The sequence below is a fragment of the Stenotrophomonas sp. 89682_Sma genome (genome assembly GCF_056481405.1).
The window spans coordinates 1,591,571-1,613,277 of sequence record NZ_CM151147.1 but is presented as its reverse complement, the minus strand read 5'-3'; the positions used below and the strand labels follow the sequence as shown (position 1 = coordinate 1,613,277).

21 protein-coding genes and 3 tRNA genes are annotated in these 21,707 nt (G+C 65.1%); 6 read left to right on the top strand and 18 right to left on the bottom strand.

Annotated features, from left to right (window positions below):
- The first annotated feature begins 27 nt into the window (after nucleotides 1-27).
- The gene (locus tag ACZK29_RS07455) at nucleotides 28-312 is read left to right on the top strand and encodes a hypothetical protein (protein ID WP_459047524.1); all 285 of its coding nucleotides are present in this window, start codon (nucleotides 28-30) and stop codon (nucleotides 310-312) included.
- A gap of 42 nt (nucleotides 313-354) precedes the next feature.
- Here ACZK29_RS07455 and ACZK29_RS07450 read toward each other — a convergent pair whose 3' ends face one another.
- On the bottom strand, nucleotides 355-495 hold the full coding sequence (locus ACZK29_RS07450) for a hypothetical protein (protein ID WP_005408867.1): 141 nt from the start codon (nucleotides 493-495) through the stop codon (nucleotides 355-357).
- Between the two features lie 162 nt (nucleotides 496-657).
- Between ACZK29_RS07450 and ACZK29_RS07445 the strand changes: the two genes are divergently transcribed.
- The 3 genes from ACZK29_RS07445 (at nucleotide 658) to ACZK29_RS07435 (ending at nucleotide 2,118) form a co-directional block, all read left to right on the top strand.
- Nucleotides 658-1,227 carry a TlpA family protein disulfide reductase gene (locus tag ACZK29_RS07445; protein WP_111203397.1) on the top strand — a complete coding sequence of 190 codons (570 nt, stop codon included), beginning with the start codon at nucleotides 658-660 and terminating at the stop codon, nucleotides 1,225-1,227.
- 112 nt (nucleotides 1,228-1,339) lie between these two features.
- Nucleotides 1,340-1,528, top strand: a complete 189-nt coding sequence (locus tag ACZK29_RS07440; RefSeq protein WP_005408865.1) for a hypothetical protein — start codon at nucleotides 1,340-1,342, stop codon at nucleotides 1,526-1,528.
- Between the two features lie 257 nt (nucleotides 1,529-1,785).
- Nucleotides 1,786-2,118: a hypothetical protein gene (locus ACZK29_RS07435; protein ID WP_005412816.1), complete on the top strand. Its 333-nt coding sequence runs from the start codon at nucleotides 1,786-1,788 to the stop codon at nucleotides 2,116-2,118.
- A gap of 95 nt (nucleotides 2,119-2,213) precedes the next feature.
- Here the strand turns inward: ACZK29_RS07435 and ACZK29_RS07430 are convergent.
- The 3 genes from ACZK29_RS07430 to uvrB all read right to left on the bottom strand — a co-directional run bounded on the left by ACZK29_RS07430 (nucleotide 2,214) and on the right by uvrB (nucleotide 4,593).
- Nucleotides 2,214-2,288: transfer RNA gene (locus ACZK29_RS07430), tRNA-Val, on the bottom strand.
- Nucleotides 2,289-2,386: 98 nt separating this feature from the next.
- Nucleotides 2,387-2,461, bottom strand: a tRNA-Val gene (locus tag ACZK29_RS07425).
- Between the two features lie 107 nt (nucleotides 2,462-2,568).
- Nucleotides 2,569-4,593 (bottom strand): excinuclease ABC subunit UvrB, encoded by a 2,025-nt coding sequence (gene uvrB / locus ACZK29_RS07420; protein ID WP_049432592.1) that lies wholly within the window; start codon nucleotides 4,591-4,593, stop codon nucleotides 2,569-2,571.
- A gap of 129 nt (nucleotides 4,594-4,722) precedes the next feature.
- Here uvrB and ACZK29_RS07415 point away from each other — a divergent pair, with 129 nt between their 5' ends.
- On the top strand, nucleotides 4,723-5,259 hold the full coding sequence (locus ACZK29_RS07415) for a GspH/FimT family protein (protein WP_478446856.1): 537 nt from the start codon (nucleotides 4,723-4,725) through the stop codon (nucleotides 5,257-5,259).
- Between the two features lie 48 nt (nucleotides 5,260-5,307).
- On the opposite strand, the gene ACZK29_RS07410 is transcribed toward ACZK29_RS07415, so the two are convergent.
- From ACZK29_RS07410 to grxD, 11 genes are all read right to left on the bottom strand, one after another.
- Nucleotides 5,308-5,384 (bottom strand) — tRNA-Asn (locus ACZK29_RS07410).
- 47 nt (nucleotides 5,385-5,431) lie between these two features.
- Nucleotides 5,432-5,857 (bottom strand): type IV pilin protein, encoded by a 426-nt coding sequence (locus ACZK29_RS07405; RefSeq protein WP_111112432.1) that lies wholly within the window; start codon nucleotides 5,855-5,857, stop codon nucleotides 5,432-5,434.
- Nucleotides 5,858-5,870: 13 nt separating this feature from the next.
- Nucleotides 5,871-9,674: a pilus assembly protein gene (locus ACZK29_RS07400; protein ID WP_478446855.1), complete on the bottom strand. Its 3,804-nt coding sequence runs from the start codon at nucleotides 9,672-9,674 to the stop codon at nucleotides 5,871-5,873.
- Nucleotides 9,675-9,685: 11 nt separating this feature from the next.
- A complete protein-coding gene (locus ACZK29_RS07395; protein ID WP_099552693.1) occupies nucleotides 9,686-10,207 on the bottom strand; it encodes a pilus assembly PilX family protein in 522 nt (173 codons plus the stop codon).
- 3 nt (nucleotides 10,208-10,210) lie between these two features.
- A complete protein-coding gene (locus ACZK29_RS07390; protein WP_109338059.1) occupies nucleotides 10,211-11,380 on the bottom strand; it encodes a PilW family protein in 1,170 nt (389 codons plus the stop codon).
- Nucleotides 11,377-11,877 carry a type IV pilus modification protein PilV gene (gene pilV, locus ACZK29_RS07385; protein ID WP_106549010.1) on the bottom strand — a complete coding sequence of 167 codons (501 nt, stop codon included), beginning with the start codon at nucleotides 11,875-11,877 and terminating at the stop codon, nucleotides 11,377-11,379. Before pilV ends, ACZK29_RS07390 begins: the two co-directional genes overlap by 4 nt.
- Nucleotides 11,874-12,389 (bottom strand): GspH/FimT family pseudopilin, encoded by a 516-nt coding sequence (locus ACZK29_RS07380; RefSeq protein ID WP_043034372.1) that lies wholly within the window; start codon nucleotides 12,387-12,389, stop codon nucleotides 11,874-11,876. Before ACZK29_RS07380 ends, pilV begins: the two co-directional genes overlap by 4 nt.
- A gap of 161 nt (nucleotides 12,390-12,550) precedes the next feature.
- Complete coding sequence (gene ppnN, locus ACZK29_RS07375; protein ID WP_049432572.1) at nucleotides 12,551-13,939, bottom strand: nucleotide 5'-monophosphate nucleosidase PpnN; 1,389 nt, start codon at nucleotides 13,937-13,939, stop codon at nucleotides 12,551-12,553.
- A gap of 252 nt (nucleotides 13,940-14,191) precedes the next feature.
- On the bottom strand, nucleotides 14,192-17,437 hold the full coding sequence (locus tag ACZK29_RS07370; protein WP_478446854.1) for a TonB-dependent receptor: 3,246 nt from the start codon (nucleotides 17,435-17,437) through the stop codon (nucleotides 14,192-14,194).
- A gap of 232 nt (nucleotides 17,438-17,669) precedes the next feature.
- Entirely contained in the window at nucleotides 17,670-18,446 is a 777-nt protein-coding gene (locus ACZK29_RS07365) for an SDR family NAD(P)-dependent oxidoreductase (RefSeq protein WP_478446853.1), read from the bottom strand.
- Entirely contained in the window at nucleotides 18,443-18,763 is a 321-nt protein-coding gene (gene grxD / locus ACZK29_RS07360; RefSeq protein ID WP_005408852.1) for a Grx4 family monothiol glutaredoxin, read from the bottom strand. The genes ACZK29_RS07365 and grxD overlap by 4 nt, the downstream gene beginning before the upstream one ends.
- A 121-nt stretch (nucleotides 18,764-18,884) precedes the next feature.
- Here grxD and ACZK29_RS07355 point away from each other — a divergent pair, with 121 nt between their 5' ends.
- Nucleotides 18,885-19,463, top strand: coding sequence for a superoxide dismutase (locus tag ACZK29_RS07355; protein ID WP_043034403.1), 579 nt, complete (start codon nucleotides 18,885-18,887; stop codon nucleotides 19,461-19,463).
- Nucleotides 19,464-19,538: 75 nt separating this feature from the next.
- Here ACZK29_RS07355 and ACZK29_RS07350 read toward each other — a convergent pair whose 3' ends face one another.
- From ACZK29_RS07350 to purE, 3 genes are all read right to left on the bottom strand, one after another.
- Nucleotides 19,539-19,880 carry a carboxymuconolactone decarboxylase family protein gene (locus ACZK29_RS07350; protein ID WP_004152082.1) on the bottom strand — a complete coding sequence of 114 codons (342 nt, stop codon included), beginning with the start codon at nucleotides 19,878-19,880 and terminating at the stop codon, nucleotides 19,539-19,541.
- Nucleotides 19,881-20,004: 124 nt separating this feature from the next.
- Nucleotides 20,005-21,153, bottom strand: a complete 1,149-nt coding sequence (locus ACZK29_RS07345; RefSeq protein WP_164146653.1) for a 5-(carboxyamino)imidazole ribonucleotide synthase — start codon at nucleotides 21,151-21,153, stop codon at nucleotides 20,005-20,007.
- Nucleotides 21,150-21,653 carry a 5-(carboxyamino)imidazole ribonucleotide mutase gene (gene purE, locus ACZK29_RS07340; protein WP_005412808.1) on the bottom strand — a complete coding sequence of 168 codons (504 nt, stop codon included), beginning with the start codon at nucleotides 21,651-21,653 and terminating at the stop codon, nucleotides 21,150-21,152. Before purE ends, ACZK29_RS07345 begins: the two co-directional genes overlap by 4 nt.
- Nucleotides 21,654-21,707 lie beyond the last annotated feature (54 nt).

Sequence of the window (21,707 nt, the reverse complement as noted above, 5' to 3'; positions counted from 1 at the left end):
GAGCGCCCGCTACGGACAAGGACCCCCATGGCCTCCCTCTCCCCCACCTCCGAAGCACACGCGATCCTGCGAGCCCCCGATCTGGACAGCGCCGAGCGCGTCTACCTTGGGCTGATGCCCGACCTTGCGCACGTGAGCGCGCTTGCACGCCGCGCGCTCGGCCAGTCGCGCGTTGCCGACGCGGCCCGGGGATACGCGCTGTCGATGACCCTGGTCGGGCTGCGCCTGCAGGAACTGGAGATGGGCGAGGCCAGCGCGAAAGAGCATCGGCAGGCCACCCTGCGTAGCCTGCGCCAGGCCTTCAGCGCCTGAGCTCGGGTCATCGGCAGCGATGCTGCAGTGCCGCGCACCCGCTCAGCGGAACGTAGTCCAGGCCAGCACAGCGGACAACAGGGCGACCCAGATTACTGCCTTGAACGTGCCTTCCAGCATGTTGCCGCCGAACAGCAGTTCAAAGAACGGATTGGGCCTGGAAACCGGCACATGATCGCTCATCGGTGAAAGATCCTGATGATGGGTGGAGGGTATGCACGCATGCCTGCGCGGGCATCACTCTAGTACAGGTGCGTCATCGGTGGATGTGCCGAGAACATCCGCTTAACACCCTGCGCGCCAGTTCGGGTATGTTCGACCCAACGCTGCGTTCAAGGATGATCGATGCTCAAGCGCGTCCTGTTCCCTGTTGTCGCCCTGATGCTGTCCGTGCTGGTCATCGCGCTCGGATGGCAGAACCGCCAGCTGCGGCAGATCAACGAGCAGATGGCCACGCAGCTGCAGGACATGCGCCTTGAAGCGCACGGCCTCGAGCTGGGCAGTCGCCCGGATGCACTGGCGCTGCGCACCACGCAGCAGACCTTCGTCGATATCGGCGGTGCGCGCGACGTTCCGCAGATCCTCTATTTCTTCTCCACTGCATGCCGCTACTGCCTGGCCTCGGTACCGCAGCTGCAACAGATCGCCGCGGCCCGCGGCAACAGCGAACTGGTCGGTGTCGGCCTGCCGCCATACGACCGGCTGGCGGACTACGCCGGCAAGCATGCACTGCGCTTCCCGATCGCCATCGACAACGAAGCCGCTGCGTCCACGCGCTATCGTGCCACCGTCACGCCAATGCTGATGGTGCTGGCTGCCGATGGCCGCGTTGCCTACAAGCATGTGGGCCAGCTCGACGCCCAGGTCGTGCAGGCCGCCGTGGCGTCGCTCGCACCGAAGCCGGCGCTGCCCTGATCCCGCATGCCGCGCATCACGACGCGGCGCCCTGTTACCGCATTCGCGCCACAACCGGCACTCCCGTGCCTTCGGCAACTGCAACTCCACAACGCCAACCAAGGAGATACACATGATCGGAAAGAAAGTGCTTTCGTCCGTCGCCGGTATCGTCGTTGTCGCGGCCATGGCCTTCGGCGCCAGCCAGGCCTTCGCCGTCTCGCCCAAGACCGGATATGCACCGGGCTGCGAACCGCACCCGCAGTGCCCGTTCGGCAACGCGGGCAAGCACGGCCAGCTGCTGTGCTGCGACCCGCTGTAACCGGATCCGTAAATGGGGTCGGCATCGCTGACCTGCCTCACCCGCCGCGGAGCTGAGCCAGCGCCGCGGCCATGACCGGGCCACCCCGCAGTGGCCCACCACGCCGGGCCGCCTTGAAGCGCGGCCCGGCACTTCCCGGCCCGGATTCATCCTTCCCGCAGCGGCTTGGCGCGCGCTTTACCGGCTTTCGTCGCATACCGGTTTCACACCGCAGGGGGCAGTGCCACGCTGGACTCCCTTCTCCGGAGCACCGTGCCATGCCGATGCTTGCCCTGCTGCTGTTGTGCGCTGGCCTGTTCGGCCGCGATGCCGACGCCGGGGATGCCTCCCTGCGCAGCCAGATCCTGCAGGCCGACGCCGGGCATGCAGGCGTGCCCCCGGCGCATGACCAGACACCGGAGCCAACGGCCCTGCAGTTGTACCGGTTGCGCCAGGACCGCGTGCTGCGCGTGGGTAACCAGCGCCTGCCTGCAGGCGGCCAGCAGCATCAGGCCGGCTCAGCTCGTTTCGCGCAGGTCTGGGAACGCGTGGACGGCCATTGGCGGCTGCAGCGCATGATCAGCATCGACGAATGGGTTGCCCAGCGCTGACGCTCGGGCACCGGCAACCGTCGCAAACGAAAAAGCCGGCCCAGGGCCGGCTTTCATCGTGATCCACCGCTGCACCGGCAATGCCGGGAGCCAGGTGGTGGGCGGTACAGGGTTCGAACCTGTGACCCCTACCATGTCAAGGTAGTGCTCTACCGCTGAGCTAACCGCCCATCTTGTTCTTGCCGCCCGAAGGCTGGCCTTGCTACGTAAAAACCCGGCGCCAGGGCCGGGCTCTTCAGTTCACGACAGCCCCCTTCCGAAGACTTCGTGGTGGGCGGTACAGGGTTCGAACCTGTGACCCCTACCATGTCAAGGTAGTGCTCTACCGCTGAGCTAACCGCCCGTTTTTGCTTCTGGACGTCCGCGATTGCGTCGGTGCAGGCCGCGTATATTACGGATGCCGGCCGTGAAGCGCAACACTTTTGTGAAGAAGATGCCGCACCGCCGCGTTCAGCCCAGACTCGCTTCCTTCAGCTGCCGGATCTGGTCACGCACCCGTGCGGCATCCTCGAATTCCAGGTCCTTGGCGTGCTGGTACATCTGCTGTTCCAGCGCCTTGAGACGCGCCGCCAGCTGCGCCGGACCGAGCGAACGGTAATCGGCTCCGTCCTCGGCAACACCCGCCCTGCCCTTGCCCTTGCCCTTCTTGGCTTCCTTCTCCGCCGCATCCGAACGCGCACCTTCGAGGACGTCGACGATCGGGCGCGCCACCGAGCGCGGCACGATGCCATGTTCTTCGTTGTACTCGACCTGCTTGGCGCGGCGGCGGTCGGTCTCGTCGATCGCTGCCTGCATCGAGCGGGTCACCTTGTCCGCATACAGGATCGCCTTGCCGCGCACATTGCGGGCGGCGCGGCCGATGGTCTGGATCAGTGAACCGGTGGAGCGCAGGAAGCCTTCCTTGTCGGCGTCGAGGATCGCCACCAGCGACACCTCCGGCATGTCCAGGCCCTCACGCAGCAGGTTGATGCCCACCAGCACATCGAACTTGCCCAGGCGCAGGTCGCGGATGATCTCCACGCGCTCGACCGTGTCCACGTCCGAGTGCAGGTAACGGACGCGGATGCCGTGTTCGGTCAGGTATTCGGTGAGGTTCTCGGCCATGCGCTTGGTCAGCGTGGTGACCAGCACACGGTCACCCGCCTTGATGCGCGCGTTGGCCTCGCTCATCAGGTCGTCGACCTGGGTACCCACCGGGCGGATCTCCACCACCGGATCGATCAGGCCTGTCGGGCGCACCACCAGCTCGGTGATCTCGTCGCCGGCCTCGCGGTACTCATACGGGCCCGGCGTGGCGGACACGTAGATCGCGCGCGGGCAGCGCTCCTCCCACTCCTCGAAACGCAGCGGTCGGTTGTCCAGTGCCGACGGAAGGCGGAAGCCGAACTCGACCAGGGTCTCCTTGCGTGAGCGATCGCCCTTGAACATCGCACCGATCTGCGGAATGGTCACGTGCGATTCGTCGATGACCAGCAGCGCGTCCGGCGGCAGGTAGTCGAACAGCGTCGGGGGCGGCTCGCCGGCATTCTTGCCGGTCAGGTGCCGGGAATAGTTCTCGATGCCGTTGCAGAACCCGACCTCGGCCATCATCTCGATGTCGAACTGGGTGCGCTGAGCCAGGCGCTGCGCCTCGACCAGCTTGTTTTCCGCATACAACTGCTCAAGCCGCTCCTTCAACTCCACCTTGATGGTTTCCACTGCGGCCAGCACGCGCTCGCGGGTGGTGGCGTAGTGGGTCTTGGGGTAGACGGTGAAACGCTGCATGTTGCGCATCGTCTCACCGGTGAGCGGGTCGAACAGGGTGATCTTCTCGACCTCGCCGTCGAACAGCTCGATGCGCAGCGCTTCGCTGTCCGACTCGGCAGGGAACACGTCGATCACTTCGCCACGCACGCGGAACGTGCCACGCTGAAGCTCGTACTCGTTGCGCGTGTACTGCAGCTGGGTCAGGTGATTGATCAGGTCGCGCTGGTCGATGCGCTCGCCCTTGGACAGGATCAGGCGCAGCGACAGGTAGTCCTCGGGCGCACCCAGGCCATAGATCGCCGACACCGTGGCCACCACGATCGCATCCGGGCGCGACAGCAGGGTCTTGGTCGCGGCCAGCCGCATCTGCTCGATGTGCTCGTTGATCGAACTGTCCTTCTCGATGAAGGTGTCCGACGAAGGCACGTAGGCCTCCGGCTGGTAGTAGTCGTAGTAGCTGACGAAGTACTCGACCGCGTTGTGCGGGAAGAACGCCTTGAACTCACCATACAGCTGCGCCGCCAGCGTCTTGTTCGGCGCCATGATCAGCGTCGGCTTCTGCACGTTCTGGATGACGTTGGCGATGGTGTAGGTCTTGCCCGAGCCGGTGACGCCCAGCAGGGTCTGCTTGGCGATGCCCGCTTCGAAGTTGCTGGTCAGCTTCGCGATGGCATCAGGCTGGTCGCCCGCCGGCGAATACGGCGAGACGAGTTCGAAACGGTCGCTCATGGTGTTGCCAGTTCCCGGGGAGCACAAGTATACGGGGCAAGGGGTGACGGCCAGCTGAGGGGTTTCCGGGCAGGCTGGCGCGGCGGTGCCTGATGGCGGCGCTGCTGCCGGGGCGCGAGGCTTGAAGCCATGCACCACACCCCCCGTCCCAATCGTTCGGCGCTAAGCGGCATGCACCTGGTCGAGATGCTGGTGGTGATCGCCGTCCTTGCCGTCCTGGTAGCCGCGGGTTGGCCCGCGCTGCATCCGCTGCTGTTGCGGCATCGCGCCGACGCCCTGCAACTGGCCCTGCATGCCAGTCTTTCAAGCGCCCGAAGCGAAGCTCTGAAGCGCCGTGAACTGATCGGGCTGTGCGCCAGCGACGACGGTGAGCAGTGCTCACTCGACTGGAGCACCGGCTGGATCATCTATCGCAGCGGCAGGCATCGGGGGACACCGGCATCCGCCGAGGACATCCTGACCCACCACCAGGGCCGGACCGACATCGCAATCGTCGCCCAGGCCAGCAGTGGACGGCCGTTGCTGTTCTTCCAGCCTGATGGGCGCAGTCCCGGCGCCAATCTGACGCTACGCATCTGCGCAGGAAACCGGCTGCATGGCAGGCTGGTCATCAACAATGGCGGCCGCATCCGCAGCGAGCGCGTCGACCGCACCCTGCCCTGCTGACGTGCCAAAAAGACAAAAGCCGCGATTTCTCGCGGCTTTTGCAGTATCTGGCGCCCGAAGTTGGACTCGAACCAACGACCCCCTGATTAACAGTCAAGTGCTCTAACCGGCTGAGCTATTCGGGCGGGGAGGCGCATTGTACTGGGCGTTCAGAGGAAGATCAACACCTGATTTACCAGCAATCGGAAACCGTGCCGCTGGCCGTTTTGCGGTTGGCCTGGTCCACGCTCAGCGTCCCGCAGCTGTCCTTGGTCTGGTTGCCCTGGGGCGTCGCCGTCAGCGTGAACGAGGACGCCTTGCCATCGAAGGTGATCGCGTAGCGTGTGGTCCCGCCCTCGCGCGGCGACACCTTGCTGGGCAGCGCGAAGCCCGAGTAGGTGTTGTTCACCGAGTAGTAGCGCTCAGCACGCTGTGCGTACTCCACCAGGTCCGCCTTGGCCACGCCCCGGTGCGACTGGCGGATGTACTGCTGGTACGACGGAACGACAATCGCGGCCAGGATGCCGAGCACGATCACCACGATCATCAGTTCGATGAGGGAGAAACCGTGCTGCCTGCCGGGACGACGCAGGGTGCTGGAAAGAGTGTTCAGGCTCATGGGAATGTCTTCGTTACTGGATCTGGCGCCAGGATTGGCGACCGCAGGGATAAGGCACGTACATCGTCGGAGCACCCGCCACGTTGACCGCCATCCAGCAGGCGCGCCCGCCTCGATCGGCGCCCTTTGCCAGGCGCGGCATCACCGAGACATTGACGTCCTTCACCGGTGCAGTGCCGCCGGTGTCGAGACTGACGCCGGCCGTGCCCGCCCCGTAGGGCGTGCCCGTGATGGACCCGACCCGCGCCTGCTCCAGCGATGCAACACCCGAGATGGGATTGAGGCCAAACAGCCAGTTGCTTCCCTCGGTCGAACAGCCACGGCCACCCGCGGTGGGCATGTAGGTCGGCATGAACACCGTTCCCGACGCCACGGCAGGATTACCAACAAAGCGTTCACCTGCGCCGGGCAATGCAATGCTCCACCCGCGCGCCGCCCCGGAGAAGGGTGTGGCCGTGACCGTGCGCAACTTGTTGGTGGTGGTCACCGTATAGGCCAGCAGATTGGCGGGCACGATCGTAGCCTCCGGCTGGTCCTTGCTGGTGTCGTTGACACCGTACAGCGACTGCGCGGTGAGATCCTGCGGGTCATTGTCGAAGGAGAAGCTGCCGGTACCCAGCACCAGCATCACGCCACCACCCGGTCCGGTCACGGCGGTCATGCCACCGGTAATCGGCTGGCGGTACACCTGGTTGTTGTTGTTGGTCTGGCGCGCCGTGGTGAACACCGGTGTGGTGACCGAGGTCGCCGTGCTTTCCAGGTCGAACTTCCACAGCGCGCCGCGCTGGTCGGCCGCATAGATCGTGTCCGCCAGGCCGTCGCGGCCACGTACACGCCCCGTACCACCTGCGCTTTCGGCGCGCCAACGGTCGACAGCCACGATATTGCCCAGGCCGTTGTCACCGGCAGGTGCAGTCGCCGCGGCCTCGGTAGCAGTGATCATCCGCACCGCGCCCGATCCCAGGTCGACCACGAACAGCACGGCCTTGCGGCTGAGGCTGTTGTAACCGTTGCCGAAGATCGCTTTCCACGCCACCCCGGTCCCTTCCTTCACCGGCACGATCACCGGCTTGCCAAGGACATGGCCGATGTTCGCCTTCACGGTGCTATCGAGCCCCGGCGCCACGTCACTGATTTCCCACAAGCGATTGCCGGTACCGAAGCTGGACGGCGTGGTGACATCCAGCGCGAACACCGAGCGCCCACCGGCGCCCGCCGTACCGACCAGTGCCGTGGCCCAGTTGCCACCGATCTGTGCGTCCGCCACCGCGATCGGTCCATCCACGTAGTAGCGATGACGGAAGCGCTGGTCGGACTTGTTGGCCGCCACGTAGGGATACAGAAGGTTGGCCATGTGGCCCAGCGCAGTTCCAGGGATGTAGGCGAAGGTCTCGCTGCCACCGGCACTGTCACTCACGCCGTTGCCGTTCATGCCACCGTCGAAGGCATGCAGCATGCCGTCATTGGCACCGACATAGACCATGTAGCGGCCGTTGTTGCGCTTGCGGGTCAGATACGTGGCATACGAGGTCGCCATCGCGGTGCTGATGCGCTGGTAGCCATAGTCGTCGCGGGGCGAACTGATCACCGGGCTGGAATTGACGATGTCGCCCAGCACGGTGGTACGGGTGCGATAGATGCCCCCCGAATTGCGTACTTCGCGTGATGCGTCGCCGCGCAGATAAGCCATGGCCGTGGCGATGTCGCCACCCAGCTTTTCAGCCTCGGTCGCAGAACAGCGCGCAATGCCCGGATACTGTTTCTCGTCCTTGTTGCAGAGGTCGGTGAAGGCGATGTTGGTGCTGCTGAAGTCAACTGCAGCATTGCCCTTGGTGGCGACGATGGTGCGCGAACGCTGCGCGCCCAGTTTCTCCGCCGCTTCCCACACCTGCGTGTACTCGGTCTGCTGCGTCTTGTCGTTCACCGCGAGCTTGGATGCCTTCAGGCGGCTGAACCAATCGGTTTCCTCGTTGGCCACTTCGAACTGGGGCGTGACCGCCAGCGATCCGGTACCGATACGCGCGCCGGTCAGGCCCTGGCTGCCCGAAGGCGCTGGCCCGGAGGTGACCGACGACAGCACCCGCCGCATGGCCGTGGTGATGTCTGCCGGAGTACGCGCGTTGATGTACTCACCGCGGGTATTGGTCGCGGCGTGCCAGATGTCATCCACGGTGCTGGGGTTGTCGTTCTGGCGATCCGGCCAGTTGTTGTAGACCGCCGAATCGGTGTACGGATTCTGCTGCTTGTCAGGATCGAACAGATTGCCACGCGCACCCAGGGTGATCCCGTAGAAGTTGATATGCAGGTCCTTGTTGCAGTCCAGCGACTTGTCGGTACTGGTCGCGCACTGCTCCGGCACCGGTACATTGCCCTTGGGCATCGCTGTATCGGTGCGCAACGGATTGACGTAGTAGTACGCCGCGATATCAGCCATCGTATCCGAGTTGCTGTCCTTGAACGGGGCACCCATGGCACCGTCAATGTTCCCTGGGGTGGGAATCGAACTCGATGGGAACCCGTTGCCGTTGTTGCTGTAGCCATCGGTGAACAGCATCACAGCGTTTTTCTGGCAGGAAAGCTTGATGGGGGCCGCATCGTCGGTTCGCATGAACTGCAGGCCGGCCGCATTTACCGCATTGCGGTTTGGCGTGCCACCGCTGGCCGTCAGTGCGATCATGTCGTTATACAGCTGAGTCTTCTGACCAATCAGGCTCATGTCCTGGATCGTTAGACGCTTCGCAGCATCCGTCGAGCTGTTGTACTTCAGGAAATCGTTGATCCTGAAATAGCCGACATACATATCGTTGACATTCAACGCATGCGTCATGCCCGCGATCATCGCGCGGTTGCGGTTTCCGTAGTAGGTAAACCAGTTGGCGAAGTTCTGCATTGCCGCCGCATCACTTGCCGTGAGCACGTACTTCCACATGTGGCAACCCTTGCCGCAGGCATCCAGGACCTTGGTCCGATTGTTGCCCGCGTTGGCATAGGCATTGGGCGTTCCTGCCAACTGCGGATAGGGGTCGCCATCGCTCTTGAAGGGCATATAGAACGTCGCAGGCGTGTACTCCAACGACGCGTTGGCCGCGGACGACCATGAGTTCCCATATTTGTTCTCCTGCACGGAACTGAACCGTCCGGAGTCGGATACGGTCATGTATCGCTGGCCCGGCGGGGCATACATGCCGTCCTGCATGCGTTGCACATCCCAGGATCGAGTTCCCAGGTAGCTGCTCGATACATTTACGACATAGTTGTTGTCATTCTGGTTGCGCGGATCAATGAGCGCGGCGCTGGCGACCGATGCCGGGTAGGATTCAACAGCCTCATTGACGATACGGAGCCAGGGTTGATACTGGATCGAGGGATCGTAGTAGGCCGGATTGTAGGCCGCGGATCGGGCAAACCCGAACACGTCCAACGCAGGGATTCCGAGATAACTGGTGTTGATCCGAGGCCCCGGCAACAGGTAGAAATAGTTGCACTGCCCATCGTTGTAGGGCCTGTTCCGCGAATCGTAAGCAATGATGTCATCCGGTTTGTTCAGGACCCCGGCCGACTTGAAGAAGCTCTTGCGCGCGTTGCTCCAGCACGCCGTACCATCCTGCCCCGGGAACTGGGTCTGGAAGGTCATCGAACCCGAATCGTCCACCGCCATGATGAACGACGGCGGCGCGGAGACCTTCAGGTTCATCGGGTGCTGCGACAACGTGCCCTGCGCCTGTGCGGCGAACAGGTTCATCGCAAGCCAGGTGCCGCCAGCCACCGCCAGCAACAGCCCGGAGCCGGCCAGGATCTTGATCTTTCGGGTCGCCATGACCGGGTTCCTCAAAGCTTGAAAACAGTGTCGACAGCTGCCGAGGAAGTACCCTCGTTGCTGGTGGCGGCATCGCGATCGGAGCCGAACGCGGTGATCTGGTAGACGCGGGTGGGCTCTTCGCTTTCCGGCGTGCCCATGCCCAGCGTCGATTCGCCCTGGATGCAGGCGTCGATGCGGCGCACGCTGACCACCGGCGCCGCCGACAGTTTCTGCTCACCCACCCAGCGGGTGGGATCGAAGCCGTCATCGCAGATGCGCTTGATGGCGTCAGCCTTCAACGCGCCGCCATCGCCGGTATTGTTGTCGATCTCCTCGATCGACCGCTCGGCATCACGGACCGCCCGCTCGCTGGCCTGGAACGCCACGTTGGCGGCCCGGTAGTTGGAAGACATGCGCTCCTGCATGCTCGCCACCTGCATGCCGACCACGCCGATCAGCGACAGCAGGATCAACAGCATCAGGGCCACGTACAGCACCGCACCGCGCTGCTGCGCGCGCCCCTGGAATCGACGGGAGACGGAGGGCTTCATGGGTCAGTTCCCGAACAGTCGGTTGCGCAGTGCCACGGACACCTCGTAGGAGGCACGGTAGCGATCGTCGTAGGTCGTGGGCGGATTGAAGCCAACGCCGAGCACGCCCAGCTGGGCCACGGCCGTATTGGCCTGCTCGGCGGCGGCGCGCTGCGGGCTGCGCACCAGCAGCCCGAACTGCACCAGGCCAACCCGTCGCCACGCAGCGACAGCGGCGGCATCGGTACCGGTACTGACCCCGCTGGCGGTCTTCTGGAAGGCGATTACCCCGGTCGGCGGCGCAGTGCTGCTGATCGCCGTCTCGGTATCCTGGCCGTAGAGGAACTGCAGGCTCTCGATGCCTTCCACCAGTTCCTCACCGGTGGCGAACGTGTTGTCGCCAGCGCCACGCGCGCGGTACAGCGCCGGTTCGCCGGCGGTATTGGTGGCCACGTAGTACGCCATCGATTCCACCCGATAGACCATGGTCACCGCGTTGTTGGCCGAATACGCCGAGAGATCGACCTTGCTGGCCGTGATCGTGCTGTCGGCGATTTTCCCGGCGAACACATCCACCTTGCTGCAATCGGCCACTGCAAACGCCGAGGGCGTGGTGACGGCACCGGCCGACAGTCGGGCCGCCGCGTCCTTGGCGATCGTGATGTCCGGTGAATTACCGGAACCAATGGACAGCACCGGCGAGCCTTCCGGCGCCAGGTAGCGCATCACGATGATGTCGCTGCCACCCAGCGGTTTGGGCTTCAGATTGGTGATCGCCGACGGCGTGCTGCCGGCAGCTCCCCAGCTTGCGCCGAGGGTCAGCTTGTTGCCAGGCGCGGTGCCCTGCGCCTCGTAACCCTGGATCGGCACCGAGAAGTCCATCGGGCTGCCATCACCCGACTTCACGCCGGCAATGTTGACCTTGACACTGTCCTGGGCGCGCACCAGGTGCGCCTGGTCATTCACGCAGCCCATGTGCCCGGCCATCCGGATGTCGCGCTCGAGGAACTCCAGTGCGAATCGAGCGTTTTCCTGGGTGCGCGCGACACCTTCGGACAGCTGCGAGGCCGCCCGCGAGGCCATGAAGATCTGGGTGACGCCCAGCATCAGCACCAGGCCGATGACCAGCGAGATCAGCAGTTCCACCAGCGAAAGGCCTGCCGCATGGCTGGCAACGGAAGGCGCGCGCTTCATAGACGGGTAACCAGGGTGAACGTGGTGATGCTGTCGGGATTGGCTGCGTTCCATCGCTCGTCTCCCCAGCCGATGCCCACCGTGACCAAGCCATCATTGACAGTCACGTTGGCGCTGGCCTTGCCTCCCAGCACCTTGACGACCTGGCATTGCCAGCGCGCCACGTTCGCCTTGGAGGCCGTCACGTCGGCACTGTTGGGCCAGGTGCAGGGGCCCGCCGGCGCGGTGACCGAGCCGGCGGTGAAGGAGGCCTTGGTGTATTCGCCACCGTTGAGGGTTTCGCTGCGCTGCACGCGCATCAGCTCGATCAGATCGTAGGCCAGGCTGGTGGCCTGGGTGCGCTGGCTGGCGCTCTGCACGAACCGCACGTTCATGGTCTGCAGCAGCGCAAAGCCAAGCAGGCCGAACGCCAGCACCAGCAGCGCGATCAGCACCTCGATCAGGCTGAAGCCACGACTGCGGGCGGGCCCGCCCAAGCCGGAACGACGACGTTTCATTTGCAGGTTCCTGCGGTGGAGCGGACCTGACCGGAGAACAGGACGATCAGGGTCCGCATGGGGTCACCCGCCTTGCAGCCTTGCGGCACCAGGCTCACGACCTGGTCGGCGGACGCGCGACGGCGCCCCTGGGAGTCGAAGGAGATGACGGCCGGGCTGGGAGCCTCGACCGCCAGGCTGCTGCTGCCCTTGGAGAAGCGCAGCACGCTCTCGCTGCCGCTGACGGAGCCATCGCCATCGACGTCGCCCCAGGCCAGCATGCCCTTGCTCCACTCGCCATCGCAGGACGTACCGTTGCTGCTGCCGCACACCCCGCCACCGTGGCGGTTGCGGATGGCCTCGCTGCGGGCGAGCGACAACAGACCGATCACCTCGTTGTTGGTGGTGGTCAGGCGGTTGGAGCGCATCGCGGTGCGGAAGCTGGGATAGGAGATGCTGGCCAGAATGACCAGGATGACCAGCGTGATCATCAACTCGACCAGCGTGAAGCCGTTTTGCCGGCGCAAAGACATTGGACGCTCCCCAGCGTGTTGATGGCCACGATGGGCCATCGCCCTGCCACCGGCAAGCGGCGGCAGGATGAACGGTCAATCCAGGGCGACGGGCGTCAAAGCCTTGACAACCCGCCCCGCCCCACCCCGGCCGGCGCGATCCCCATCGCGCCGGCGCAGGCTCAGGCCAGCACCTGGTAGCAGGGCTGGTATTCGCCGGAGATCTTCATCCGGCGCTGCTCGACGAAAGCGCGCAGCAGCCCATCCAGGGCCTGCATCATGTCCGGGTCGCCATGGATCTGGAACGGCCCGAACTCTTCGATGCGGCGCATGCCGTCTTCCTTCACGTTGCCGGCGACAATGCCCGAGAACGCCCGGCGCAGGTCCGCCGCCAGCGCATGCGGTGCACGCCCGTGGTGCAGGTCCAGCGCCGCCATCGCCTCATGGGTCGGCACGAACGGCTGCTGGTACTCCCACGGAATCTCGATCGACCAGTTGAAGAAGAACGAGTCCTTCTGCGCCAGGCGGTGCTCGCGCACGCGCTTGATGCCATTGGCCATCTTCTTCGCCACCGCGACCGGGTCGCCGATGATGATCTCGTAGCGCTCGGCGGCTTCGTCACCCAGGGTCAGGCGGATGAAGCGGTCGATCTGCTCGAAGTACGGCGCCGCCACGGTCGGTCCGGTCAGGATCAGCGGGAACGGCAGATCCTTGTTCTCCTCGCGCAGCAGGATGCCGAGCAGATACAGGATCTCCTCGGCGGTGCCGACGCCACCGGCGAACACGATGATGCCGTGGCCGATGCGGACAAAGGCCTCCAGGCGCTTTTCGATGTCCGGCATGATCACCAGGTGGTTGACGATCGGGTTCGGCGACTCGGCGGCGATGATGCCCGGCTCGGTCAGGCCGATGTAACGCGTCACGGTACGGCGCTGCTTGGCGTGGGCGATGGTGGCGCCCTTCATCGGGCCCTTCATCGCGCCCGGGCCACAGCCGGTGCAGATGTCCAGGCCGCGCAGGCCCAGCTCATAGCCCACCTGCTTGGTGTACAGGTATTCGTCGCGCGAGATCGAATGGCCACCCCAGCACACAACCAGGTTCGGGTCGCCCGGGTTGAGGATGCGTGCATTGCGCAGCAGGCCGAACACCGCGTTGGTGATGCCTTCGGACGACTCCAGTTCGGCCGCGTAGGCCGGGCCCATCTCGATGGCCATGTAGGCCAGGTCACGCACCACGGCGAACAGCAGTTCGGCGACGCCGCGGATGATCTCGCCATCGACGAAGGCCATCGCCGGTGCGTTGACCAGGTCGATGCGCACGCCGCGATCCTGCTGTGCCACCTGGATGTCGAAATCGGGATACAGATCGCGCGCCGCGCGCGGATCGTCAGAGGCACTGCCGCTGGTGAGCACAGCCAGCGCGCAGCGGCGCAGCAGTTCGTGCATGCCGCCGGCGGAGGCATCGCGCAGGCGGGCCACTTCGGCACGCGACAGCACATCCAGCCCGCCGCGCGGGTAGATCCGCGCGTCCTGCACCGGCAGTGCACGGGCTGATTTTTCGTTCGTGGTCATGTCCAATTTTTCGCTTCCTTCAAGGTTTCCGACTGTACTGCCGCCCCCTTAAAAAGCAAAACGGCCGGGAAGCCCGACCGTTGGATGTGTGCTCCCCGCGTTCGCCTTTCCGGGACCGCATCGGCGGCGTTGGCACCGCGCACATTTCTGGATGGTACGCCGATGCAGAGTGGCCCGCAAGGACTTTCGCCTGAACGGAAAACGGCCGGGTTTCCCCGGCCGTTTTCACTTACCGCTTCAGGCTCTGATTGATCAGAACTTGTACTTCACAGTCAGCTGCATCGACCAACGCGACACGGCGGTGTTGCCCTTGTCGTTGTTGTTTTCCTGGATCGAGGAATTGTCGGTACGGCCGGTGAAGTTGTACAGGTACTTGCCGGTAGCCGGGTCGATACCCGAGTAGTTGGCAACGCGACGGGTGGCGTAGAAGCCGTAGTCGTCGATCAGGCCCCACTTCTTGTTCAGCAGGTTGCCGACATTCATGATGTCCAGGGCGACTTCACCCTTGTGACCCTTCACGAAGCCCGGGAATTCCTGGCTGATGCGGACGTCGAAGCTGTTGACCCACTTGGCACGGTGCGAGTTGGCCGGGACCACGCTGCCACGGTAGGCCTCGAGTTCCGGATTCTGCGCCAGCCAATCGAAGAACTTCTTCTCCATGTCGGCACCGCCGGTGAAGATCACGTCACCCGGGCCCTTCGGCACGTAGAACAGGTCGTTGGTACCGGCACCGTCGCCATTCACGTCGTTGTAGTAGACGTAGCTATACGGACGGCCCGAACGGCCTTCGTAGAACAGGCCAACGCGGGTGGCATTGTCACCGAAGAAGTTGTGCTTCCACTCCAGGGTGCCGGTGATGCGGTCCTTGATCGCGTAGCGCGAGTTGTACGCAACGTTGTCGTTGGCGTTCAGGCTCAGCGTGTTGTTCCAGTTCGAGGTGTTCTGCGAGCTGGACAGCGGGCTCACTTCCTTGGACTGGGTGTAGGTGTAACCCAGCGACCAGCCCCAGTTCTCGGTCAGCGGCTTGGCCAGCGAGAAGGTAGCCTGCGAACCACGACCCTTGTCGGTGTTGCGCAGCAGGATCACGTCGCCGATGTCACCCGGACGGTTGACGCGGTCACCCGGGCAGGTCCGATCGGTCGCCGAGCAGGCGCGGCCATTCTTCTGGCCAGCCTGCATGCCGTTCGGGCCGGCATTGGCGCCGTTCATGCCGTAGTCGTTCCAGTACAGCGCACGGCCATCCTGGCCGACCGAACGGTTGGCATTCGGGGACATCACGTCCAGGCGATCGAAGTACAGACCATCCTTGACCTTGGTGAACAGCACTTCAGCCGACGCCACGATGCCGTACCACGGCAGCTCATGGTCGAACGCCAGGTTGGCCTTCCACACCGACGGCAGACGGGTACCCGGAGCGATCAGGTCGACGTTCTGGCGGGCCGAGGCCAGCGACGGGTTCGGAATGTACGGGTTGTCGGCGTCGAAGCTGAAGCCACCCGGGTTGCGGGTCAGGTTGTACTCGGAGTAGTTCAGGCCGGTGTTCTGGTAGGCACCTGCCAGCCACACGTTCGGCGCAGCGCCGCCGAACAGGCCAACGCCACCGCGCAGCTGGGTCGGACGATCGGTGTCGAAGGTGTAGTTGAAGCCGACGCGCGGCTGGAACAGCTTCTTGTCGACCAGCTGGGTGTTGTTGAAGCCGTACAGCTGTTCGATGCGCGGGTTGTACAGGCGCTGGGTGCTGAAGTCCGGCATGTCGATACGGATACCGAACATCAGGCTCAGGTTGTAGTTGATCGCCCAGGTGTCCTGGATGAACAGACCGGTGTTCTTCAGGTGGAACTTGGCCGGGATGTCGTCAACGCTGCCGCCGGCGCGCGGGACGCGCACCTGGTAGGCCGACGGGGTACCGGCTTCAAACGCAGCCAGGTCGGCGAACTCGTACGCGCCGTACAGGTTGCGGCCGTAGAAGTTCATCAGGTCGTTGTCGGTGTAATCGAAACCGAACTTGACGGTGTGGTCACCGATGTACCAGGTACCGGCACCGAAGGCGCTCAGTTCCTTCGACTCGACGATGTTGGTGTGGGTGTTCTGCTCGGTACCGAGGTACAGCGAGTTGTTGCCGAAGCGCACGCGGATCTGCGGCAGGTGCGAGGCAGCAACGCGGTTGGACGAGTAGTCCTTGTGCGAAACCTTGAACTCGGTCGAGAAGTTCTCGGACCAGTCACTGAACAGTTCACCCATCCAGGTTTCGTACTGGGTCGGCTGGGTGTACCAGAAGTCGCTCAGCGAGATGGCGCTGTTGTTGACCTGCGGGAAGCGGACGACGTCCTGCTTCATCTTGTTGTAGCGCAGGGCCGCGCGGTGGTTCTCGTTGATGTTCCAGTCGAGCTTGATCGCGTACTCTTCGATCGAGGTCTTGTTGTCCAGCGCACCGATGCCGCCGACCGGGTAGCCCAGATCGGACATGCGCTTCTGCACGCGGGCGATGTCGGCGTCGCTGATGCCGTTCGGCTTGTTGTACGGGGTTTCGCCGAGGCTCACGCCGCCGCCGCTACGCTCGTACTTTTCATAGTTGGTGAAGAAGAACAGCTTGTCCTTGACGATCGGGCCGCCCAGGGTCATGCCGTAGGTCTTCTCGTCCTTGAAGCCGTTGAAGTCCGTGGTGTCACCTTCCAGGCGCGTACGGATCATGTCCTTGTCGCGGTACGAACCGTACACGGTGCCGTGGAACTCGTTGGTACCCGACTTGGTCACGGCGTTGATCACCGCACCGGTACCACCGGCGATGGTGGTGTCGTAGTTGGCCAGGTCGATGTTGATTTCCTGGATGGCGTCCATCGACACCGGCTGACGCTCGGTCGGCAGGTTGTTGGAGCCCAGGCCGAACGGATCGGAGGCGCTGATGCCGTCGATGCGGATGGCGTTGTAGCGGGTGTTCTGGCCACCGGCCGAGATCGCGCCGTCAGCCTTGCTGACCTGCGAGATGCGCGGGTCCAGGCGGATGTAGTCCTGGATGTTGCGGTTGGCCGACGGCAGCGCGTCCATCGTTTCGCGGGTCACGTTGCTGCCGGTGCCCATCTTGTTGGCACTGAACAGGTCCAGGCCACCCGCGGTGGCGACGACGTTCACTGCGTCCAGGTTGGTCGCAGCCAGGTCACCGCCGAGGCTGGCGTTGACGGTGTTGACCTGATTCAGGTTCAGGAAGACACCTTCTTCGGTCTTGGTACCTTCACCGGACTTGGTGATGGTGATGGTGTACGGACCACCCACGCGCAGGCCGCGCGCGTTGTATCGACCCGACGCATCGGTCGTCGCACGCGAAACGGTGCCCGACTCGGTGTGGGTGATGGTGACTTCAGCGCCGGCGACAGGCTGGCCTGCGGCGGACATCACCTGGCCACCGACACCTGCAGAGGTGCTCTGGGCAAAGGCGGGAGCGGCGGCAAGTGCGGCCACGAGACCAAGGGTAAGCTTGGACATCCGGAGTGGGTGGGTCATTTTTCGGTAGCCTCGATGCGAGTTGGCGATGGCGGAAAAAAAGCGCATCCAAACAGCCCTGCGGGTGGCTGGTCGGAGATTTATCTGGGGTTCCCTACCGCTTGGCTGAAGGCAGCCATAACGGTTAACACTAGATTAACACGCTACGCCATCAATGTGACGGTTGTGCGACAAACGGCACCGGATCGCAACGCAATCGTGACGGGTTCTTCACTCCGCCTTTCCCCGGGGTTCACTCGCCGGGGAATGCCTGGCTGGCATCGAGAATCTGGCCCCGCCAGGCGCTGCCAGCGCTGGACAGCAAGGCCACGGCCGCAGCAGCGGCGGCCTCCGGACCCTGCGCGGCCGGGTCCTGGTCGACCGAATAGGCCCGGGCGCGCAGCGCCGTGCGCAGGGGGCCCGGATACAGGCCGCTGACCCGCACCGGGCTGCGGCCGAGTTCGTCATGCAGGGTGGTGATCAGCCCGCGCAGGCCATGCTGGGCCACGCCGTACCCACCCCAGTAGGCCTGCCCCACCCGTTCGGAGGCATCGACCGCAAACACCAGGGCGGCATCCTCGCGCTGCCGCAGCAGCGGCAGGCAGGCCTGGGCCAACCAGGCCGGGGCGGTCAGGGTGACGTGGACCGCGCGGGCGAAGCTGGCCGGGTCGGCCAGCTCGAACGGGGTCAGGCCGGGGAAATGCGCGGCGCAGACCAGCACTCCATCCAGCCGCCCCAGCTCGCGCTGCAGGGCCTGGGCCAGTTCGGCATAGTCGTCGGGGCCCGCACCCTCAAGATCCAGCGGATACAGCAGCGGTTCCGGGCCGACGGCCTGGACCTGGGCATAGACACGGTCCAGGCGGCGCGGCTTGCGGCCCAGCAGGACCACGGTAGCCCCGGCAGCGGCGGCGGCAACGGCCGCCGCACTGCCCAGCCCACCGCCGGCGCCGGCAACCAGCACCACGCGATCCTGCAACGGGCGGCCATCGAGCGCCCCGTTGGTCGGTGACGTCGATGGCCGGGCATTCATCCCTGGGTCGCCTCTTCGACGATGCGCTTGAGCTCGCCGGCTTCAAACAGTTCCAGGACGATGTCGCAGCCGCCGATCAGCTCGCCGTTGATGAACAGCTGCGGGAAGGTCGGCAGGTTGGAGAACCGCGGCAGGTTGGCGCGGATCTCGGGTTCTTCCAGCACGTTGACGGTACGCAGGGTGACCGCGCCGGCCGCCATCAATGCCTGCACGGCGCGGCTGGAGAAGCCGCACATCGGGTATTGCGGGGTGCCCTTCATGAACAGCACGAGCGGGTAACGATCGACCTCGGCCTGGATTTGCTGCATTACCGCCACAACCTCACTCCTTGCTTCGCCGGACAAACCGACCGCGGTGGTCGGCTAGACTGCCCACGGTAGCCGCCATTGTAAGCGGATGGAACCGGCTGCCGCCGCCCCTCTGGCCACGAACCTGTCCATGCCTGTCGAATTGCCTGCCCTGCCCTACCTTTCCGGCTCCCTGCAGCCGCACCTGTCCGCACAGACCCTGGAGCTGCACCACGGCCGCCACCATCGCGCCTACGTGGATGCGGTCAATGCCGGCATCCTCGGCACCGAGTGGGAGGACGCGTCACTGGAGGAGATCGTCCGCCAGGCCCAGGGAAAGCTGTTCGATGCGGCCGCCCAGGCGTGGAACCACGGCTTCTACTGGCAGTGCCTGCGCCCCCGAGGCGGCGGCGAACCGCAGGGCCGCCTGGGCGAGCTGGTGAAACGCCAGTTCGGCGACGTGCAGCGCCTGCGCGAGGAATTCAACCGCACCGCGCTGGGCCTGTTCGGCTCGGGCTGGGTGTGGCTGGTGCAGCACCCGGGCGGGCAGCTGGGCATCCAGGCGACCCGCAATGCCGGCACGCCGCTGACGGGTGAAAGCACCCCGCTGCTGTGCTGCGATGTCTGGGAGCATGCCTACTACACCGACTACCAGAATGACCGCGCGCGTTATCTGGATGCGTTCTGGCAGCTGGTCAACTGGGAATTCGCCGAAAGCCAGCTGCGCTGACCCCCTGTAGAGCCGAGCCCATGCTCGGCTGGCCGGACAGCAGCCGAGCATGGGCTCGGCTCTACAGATGAAGCTTCACGCGCTCTCGTGCGCGGCCACCGCGTCCATCACCCGTGCCGAGTACACCAGCGCCGCACCGGCATTGAGCGACACTGCCACACCCAGCGCCTCGGCGATTTCCTCGCGGCTGGCGCCGTGCTTCAGCGCGGCATCCACGTGCACGGTGATGCAGCCGTCGCAGCGGGTGGTCACCGCCACCGCCAGCGCGATCAGCTCGCGGGTCTTTGCATCGAGGTGGTTGGTCTGGGCACCGGCATTGGCCAGGGTGGCGTAACCCTTCACCGTATCCGGCGAGAGCTTGCCGATCTCGCCGATGCGGCCCTTCAGTTCCTTGCGGTAGGCATTCCAGTCGAGCATGGGGGTGACTCCTGTGAAAGGAGCTCCACGCTACCACCGGGAATGTTGCGCCGATGCCTGCACCGGCGCGCCACACCGTTGCAGCCACACAGGGTAGTGCCGGCCGCTGGCCGGCCCCCTTTGCTCAGCGGTTGCGCAGCGCGTGCACCGCCGGCGCCACCTGCGCCTGGCGATCCAGCTCCAGGCCGACCTGCTCCAGCGCATCGGCCAGTGCGGCAGCCTCGTCATCGCGCAACGTGGCGTGGCCGACCTTGCGACCTTCGCGCGGCTCCTTGCCGTAGTCGTGCCAATGGCCGCTGGACTGGCCCAGCACCGGCGCGGGGTCAGGCATCGCACCCAGCCAGTTCAGCATGCAGGCATGGCCGAGCATGCGGGTACTGCCCAGCGGCAGGCCCAGCACGGCACGCAGGTGGTTCTCGAACTGCGAGGTCTCGCTGCCTTCGATGGTCCAGTGGCCGGAGTTGTGCACGCGCGGTGCCATCTCGTTGGCCAGCAGTTCGCCATCGCGGCAGAACAGCTCCAGCGCGAACACGCCGACGTACTGCAGGTGCTGGGCAACGCGGCGGGCATAGCCGATCGCGGCCTGCTGCTCGGCATCGGAGAGCACGGCCGGGGCCACGCTGGCCGACAGCACGCCGTCGACATGCCAGTTGCCAGTGACCGGCCAGGCCTCGAAGCTGCCATCGCGGCCACGCACGGCCACCACGCTGACCTCGCGCTGAAACGCCACGAAGCCTTCCAGGATCAGGCCGGTACGCTCGACCTGCGCACCCAGTGCATCCCACGCGGCGTCGATGTCGGCCTCGCTGCGCAGGCGGAACTGGCCCTTGCCGTCGTAACCAAGGCGGCGGGTCTTGAGGATGCACGGCAGGCCGAACTCAGCCGCCTTCGCAGCCAGCTCGTCACGGCTGCGGATATCGGCAAAGGCCGGCAGCGGGATGCCCAACTGCTGGAACAGGGTCTTCTCGCTCAACCGGTCCTGGGCCACCGCCAGCGCGGCCGGCGGCGGATAGACCGGCACGCGGTCGGCCAGGAACTGCGCGCTGCCGGCGGGCACGTTCTCGAAATCGAAGGTGACCACGTCGACCTTGGCAGCGAAGTCCGCCAGTGCCTGGCGGTCATCGAAGGCGCCGACGGTGAGCGGCGCCAGCGGGCCGCTGCAGGCGTCGGCCGCCGGGTCGTACAGTTCGAAGCGCAGCCCCAGCGGCGCACCGGCCAGGACCATCATGCGGGCGAGCTGGCCGCCCCCCAGGATACCGACGGTCAGGCTCATTGGCGCGGATCGTCGTGGGCCATCACGTCTTCGGTCTGGCGTGCACGGAAGGCGTCGAGCGCCTGGCCGATCGCCGGCTGGTCGCTGGCCAGCATCGCGGCGGCGAACAGCGCGGCGTTGGACGCGCCGGCATTGCCGATGGCGAAGGTGGCGACCGGGATGCCGGCTGGCATCTGCACGATCGACAGCAGCGAGTCCATGCCGTTGAGGGCCTTGGACTGCACCGGCACACCCAGCACCGGCACGGCGGTCTTGGCGGCGATCATGCCCGGCAGGTGGGCGGCCCCGCCGGCCCCGGCGATGATCGCGCGCAGGCCACGCGGGCCCGCCTGCTCGGCGTAACTGAACAACACATCCGGCGTCCGATGCGCGGACACCACCTTCACTTCGAACGGAACACCCAGGGCTTCAAGCTTCTGGGCGGCGTGCTGCATGGTTTCCCAGTCGGAACGGGAACCCATGACGATGCCGACAAGCGGCGCGATCGGGTTGGGGGTCATTGGCCGTCACCTGCCTTAAAGACGTATTCTAGCCATCTTCCACGCAAGACGAAG

Bases quoted from the DNA above. Each gene is read 5' to 3' on its own strand.
- ACZK29_RS07455 (WP_459047524.1), top strand. From the start codon at position 28: ATGGCCTCCCTCTCCCCCACCTCCGAAGCACACGCGATCCTGCGAGCC.
- ACZK29_RS07450 (WP_005408867.1), bottom strand. From the start codon at position 495: ATGAGCGATCATGTGCCGGTTTCCAGGCCCAATCCGTTCTTTGAACTG.
- ACZK29_RS07445 (WP_111203397.1), top strand. From the start codon at position 658: ATGCTCAAGCGCGTCCTGTTCCCTGTTGTCGCCCTGATGCTGTCCGTG.
- ACZK29_RS07440 (WP_005408865.1), top strand. From the start codon at position 1,340: ATGATCGGAAAGAAAGTGCTTTCGTCCGTCGCCGGTATCGTCGTTGTC.
- ACZK29_RS07435 (WP_005412816.1), top strand. From the start codon at position 1,786: ATGCCGATGCTTGCCCTGCTGCTGTTGTGCGCTGGCCTGTTCGGCCGC.
- uvrB (WP_049432592.1), bottom strand. From the start codon at position 4,593: ATGAGCGACCGTTTCGAACTCGTCTCGCCGTATTCGCCGGCGGGCGAC.
- ACZK29_RS07415 (WP_478446856.1), top strand. From the start codon at position 4,723: ATGCACCACACCCCCCGTCCCAATCGTTCGGCGCTAAGCGGCATGCAC.
- ACZK29_RS07405 (WP_111112432.1), bottom strand. From the start codon at position 5,857: ATGAGCCTGAACACTCTTTCCAGCACCCTGCGTCGTCCCGGCAGGCAG.
- ACZK29_RS07400 (WP_478446855.1), bottom strand. From the start codon at position 9,674: ATGGCGACCCGAAAGATCAAGATCCTGGCCGGCTCCGGGCTGTTGCTG.
- ACZK29_RS07395 (WP_099552693.1), bottom strand. From the start codon at position 10,207: ATGAAGCCCTCCGTCTCCCGTCGATTCCAGGGGCGCGCGCAGCAGCGC.
- ACZK29_RS07390 (WP_109338059.1), bottom strand. From the start codon at position 11,380: ATGAAGCGCGCGCCTTCCGTTGCCAGCCATGCGGCAGGCCTTTCGCTG.
- pilV (WP_106549010.1), bottom strand. From the start codon at position 11,877: ATGAAACGTCGTCGTTCCGGCTTGGGCGGGCCCGCCCGCAGTCGTGGC.
- ACZK29_RS07380 (WP_043034372.1), bottom strand. From the start codon at position 12,389: ATGTCTTTGCGCCGGCAAAACGGCTTCACGCTGGTCGAGTTGATGATC.
- ppnN (WP_049432572.1), bottom strand. From the start codon at position 13,939: ATGACCACGAACGAAAAATCAGCCCGTGCACTGCCGGTGCAGGACGCG.
- ACZK29_RS07370 (WP_478446854.1), bottom strand. From the start codon at position 17,437: ATGACCCACCCACTCCGGATGTCCAAGCTTACCCTTGGTCTCGTGGCC.
- ACZK29_RS07365 (WP_478446853.1), bottom strand. From the start codon at position 18,446: ATGAATGCCCGGCCATCGACGTCACCGACCAACGGGGCGCTCGATGGC.
- ACZK29_RS07355 (WP_043034403.1), top strand. From the start codon at position 18,885: ATGCCTGTCGAATTGCCTGCCCTGCCCTACCTTTCCGGCTCCCTGCAG.
- ACZK29_RS07350 (WP_004152082.1), bottom strand. From the start codon at position 19,880: ATGCTCGACTGGAATGCCTACCGCAAGGAACTGAAGGGCCGCATCGGC.
- ACZK29_RS07345 (WP_164146653.1), bottom strand. From the start codon at position 21,153: ATGAGCCTGACCGTCGGTATCCTGGGGGGCGGCCAGCTCGCCCGCATG.
- purE (WP_005412808.1), bottom strand. From the start codon at position 21,653: ATGACCCCCAACCCGATCGCGCCGCTTGTCGGCATCGTCATGGGTTCC.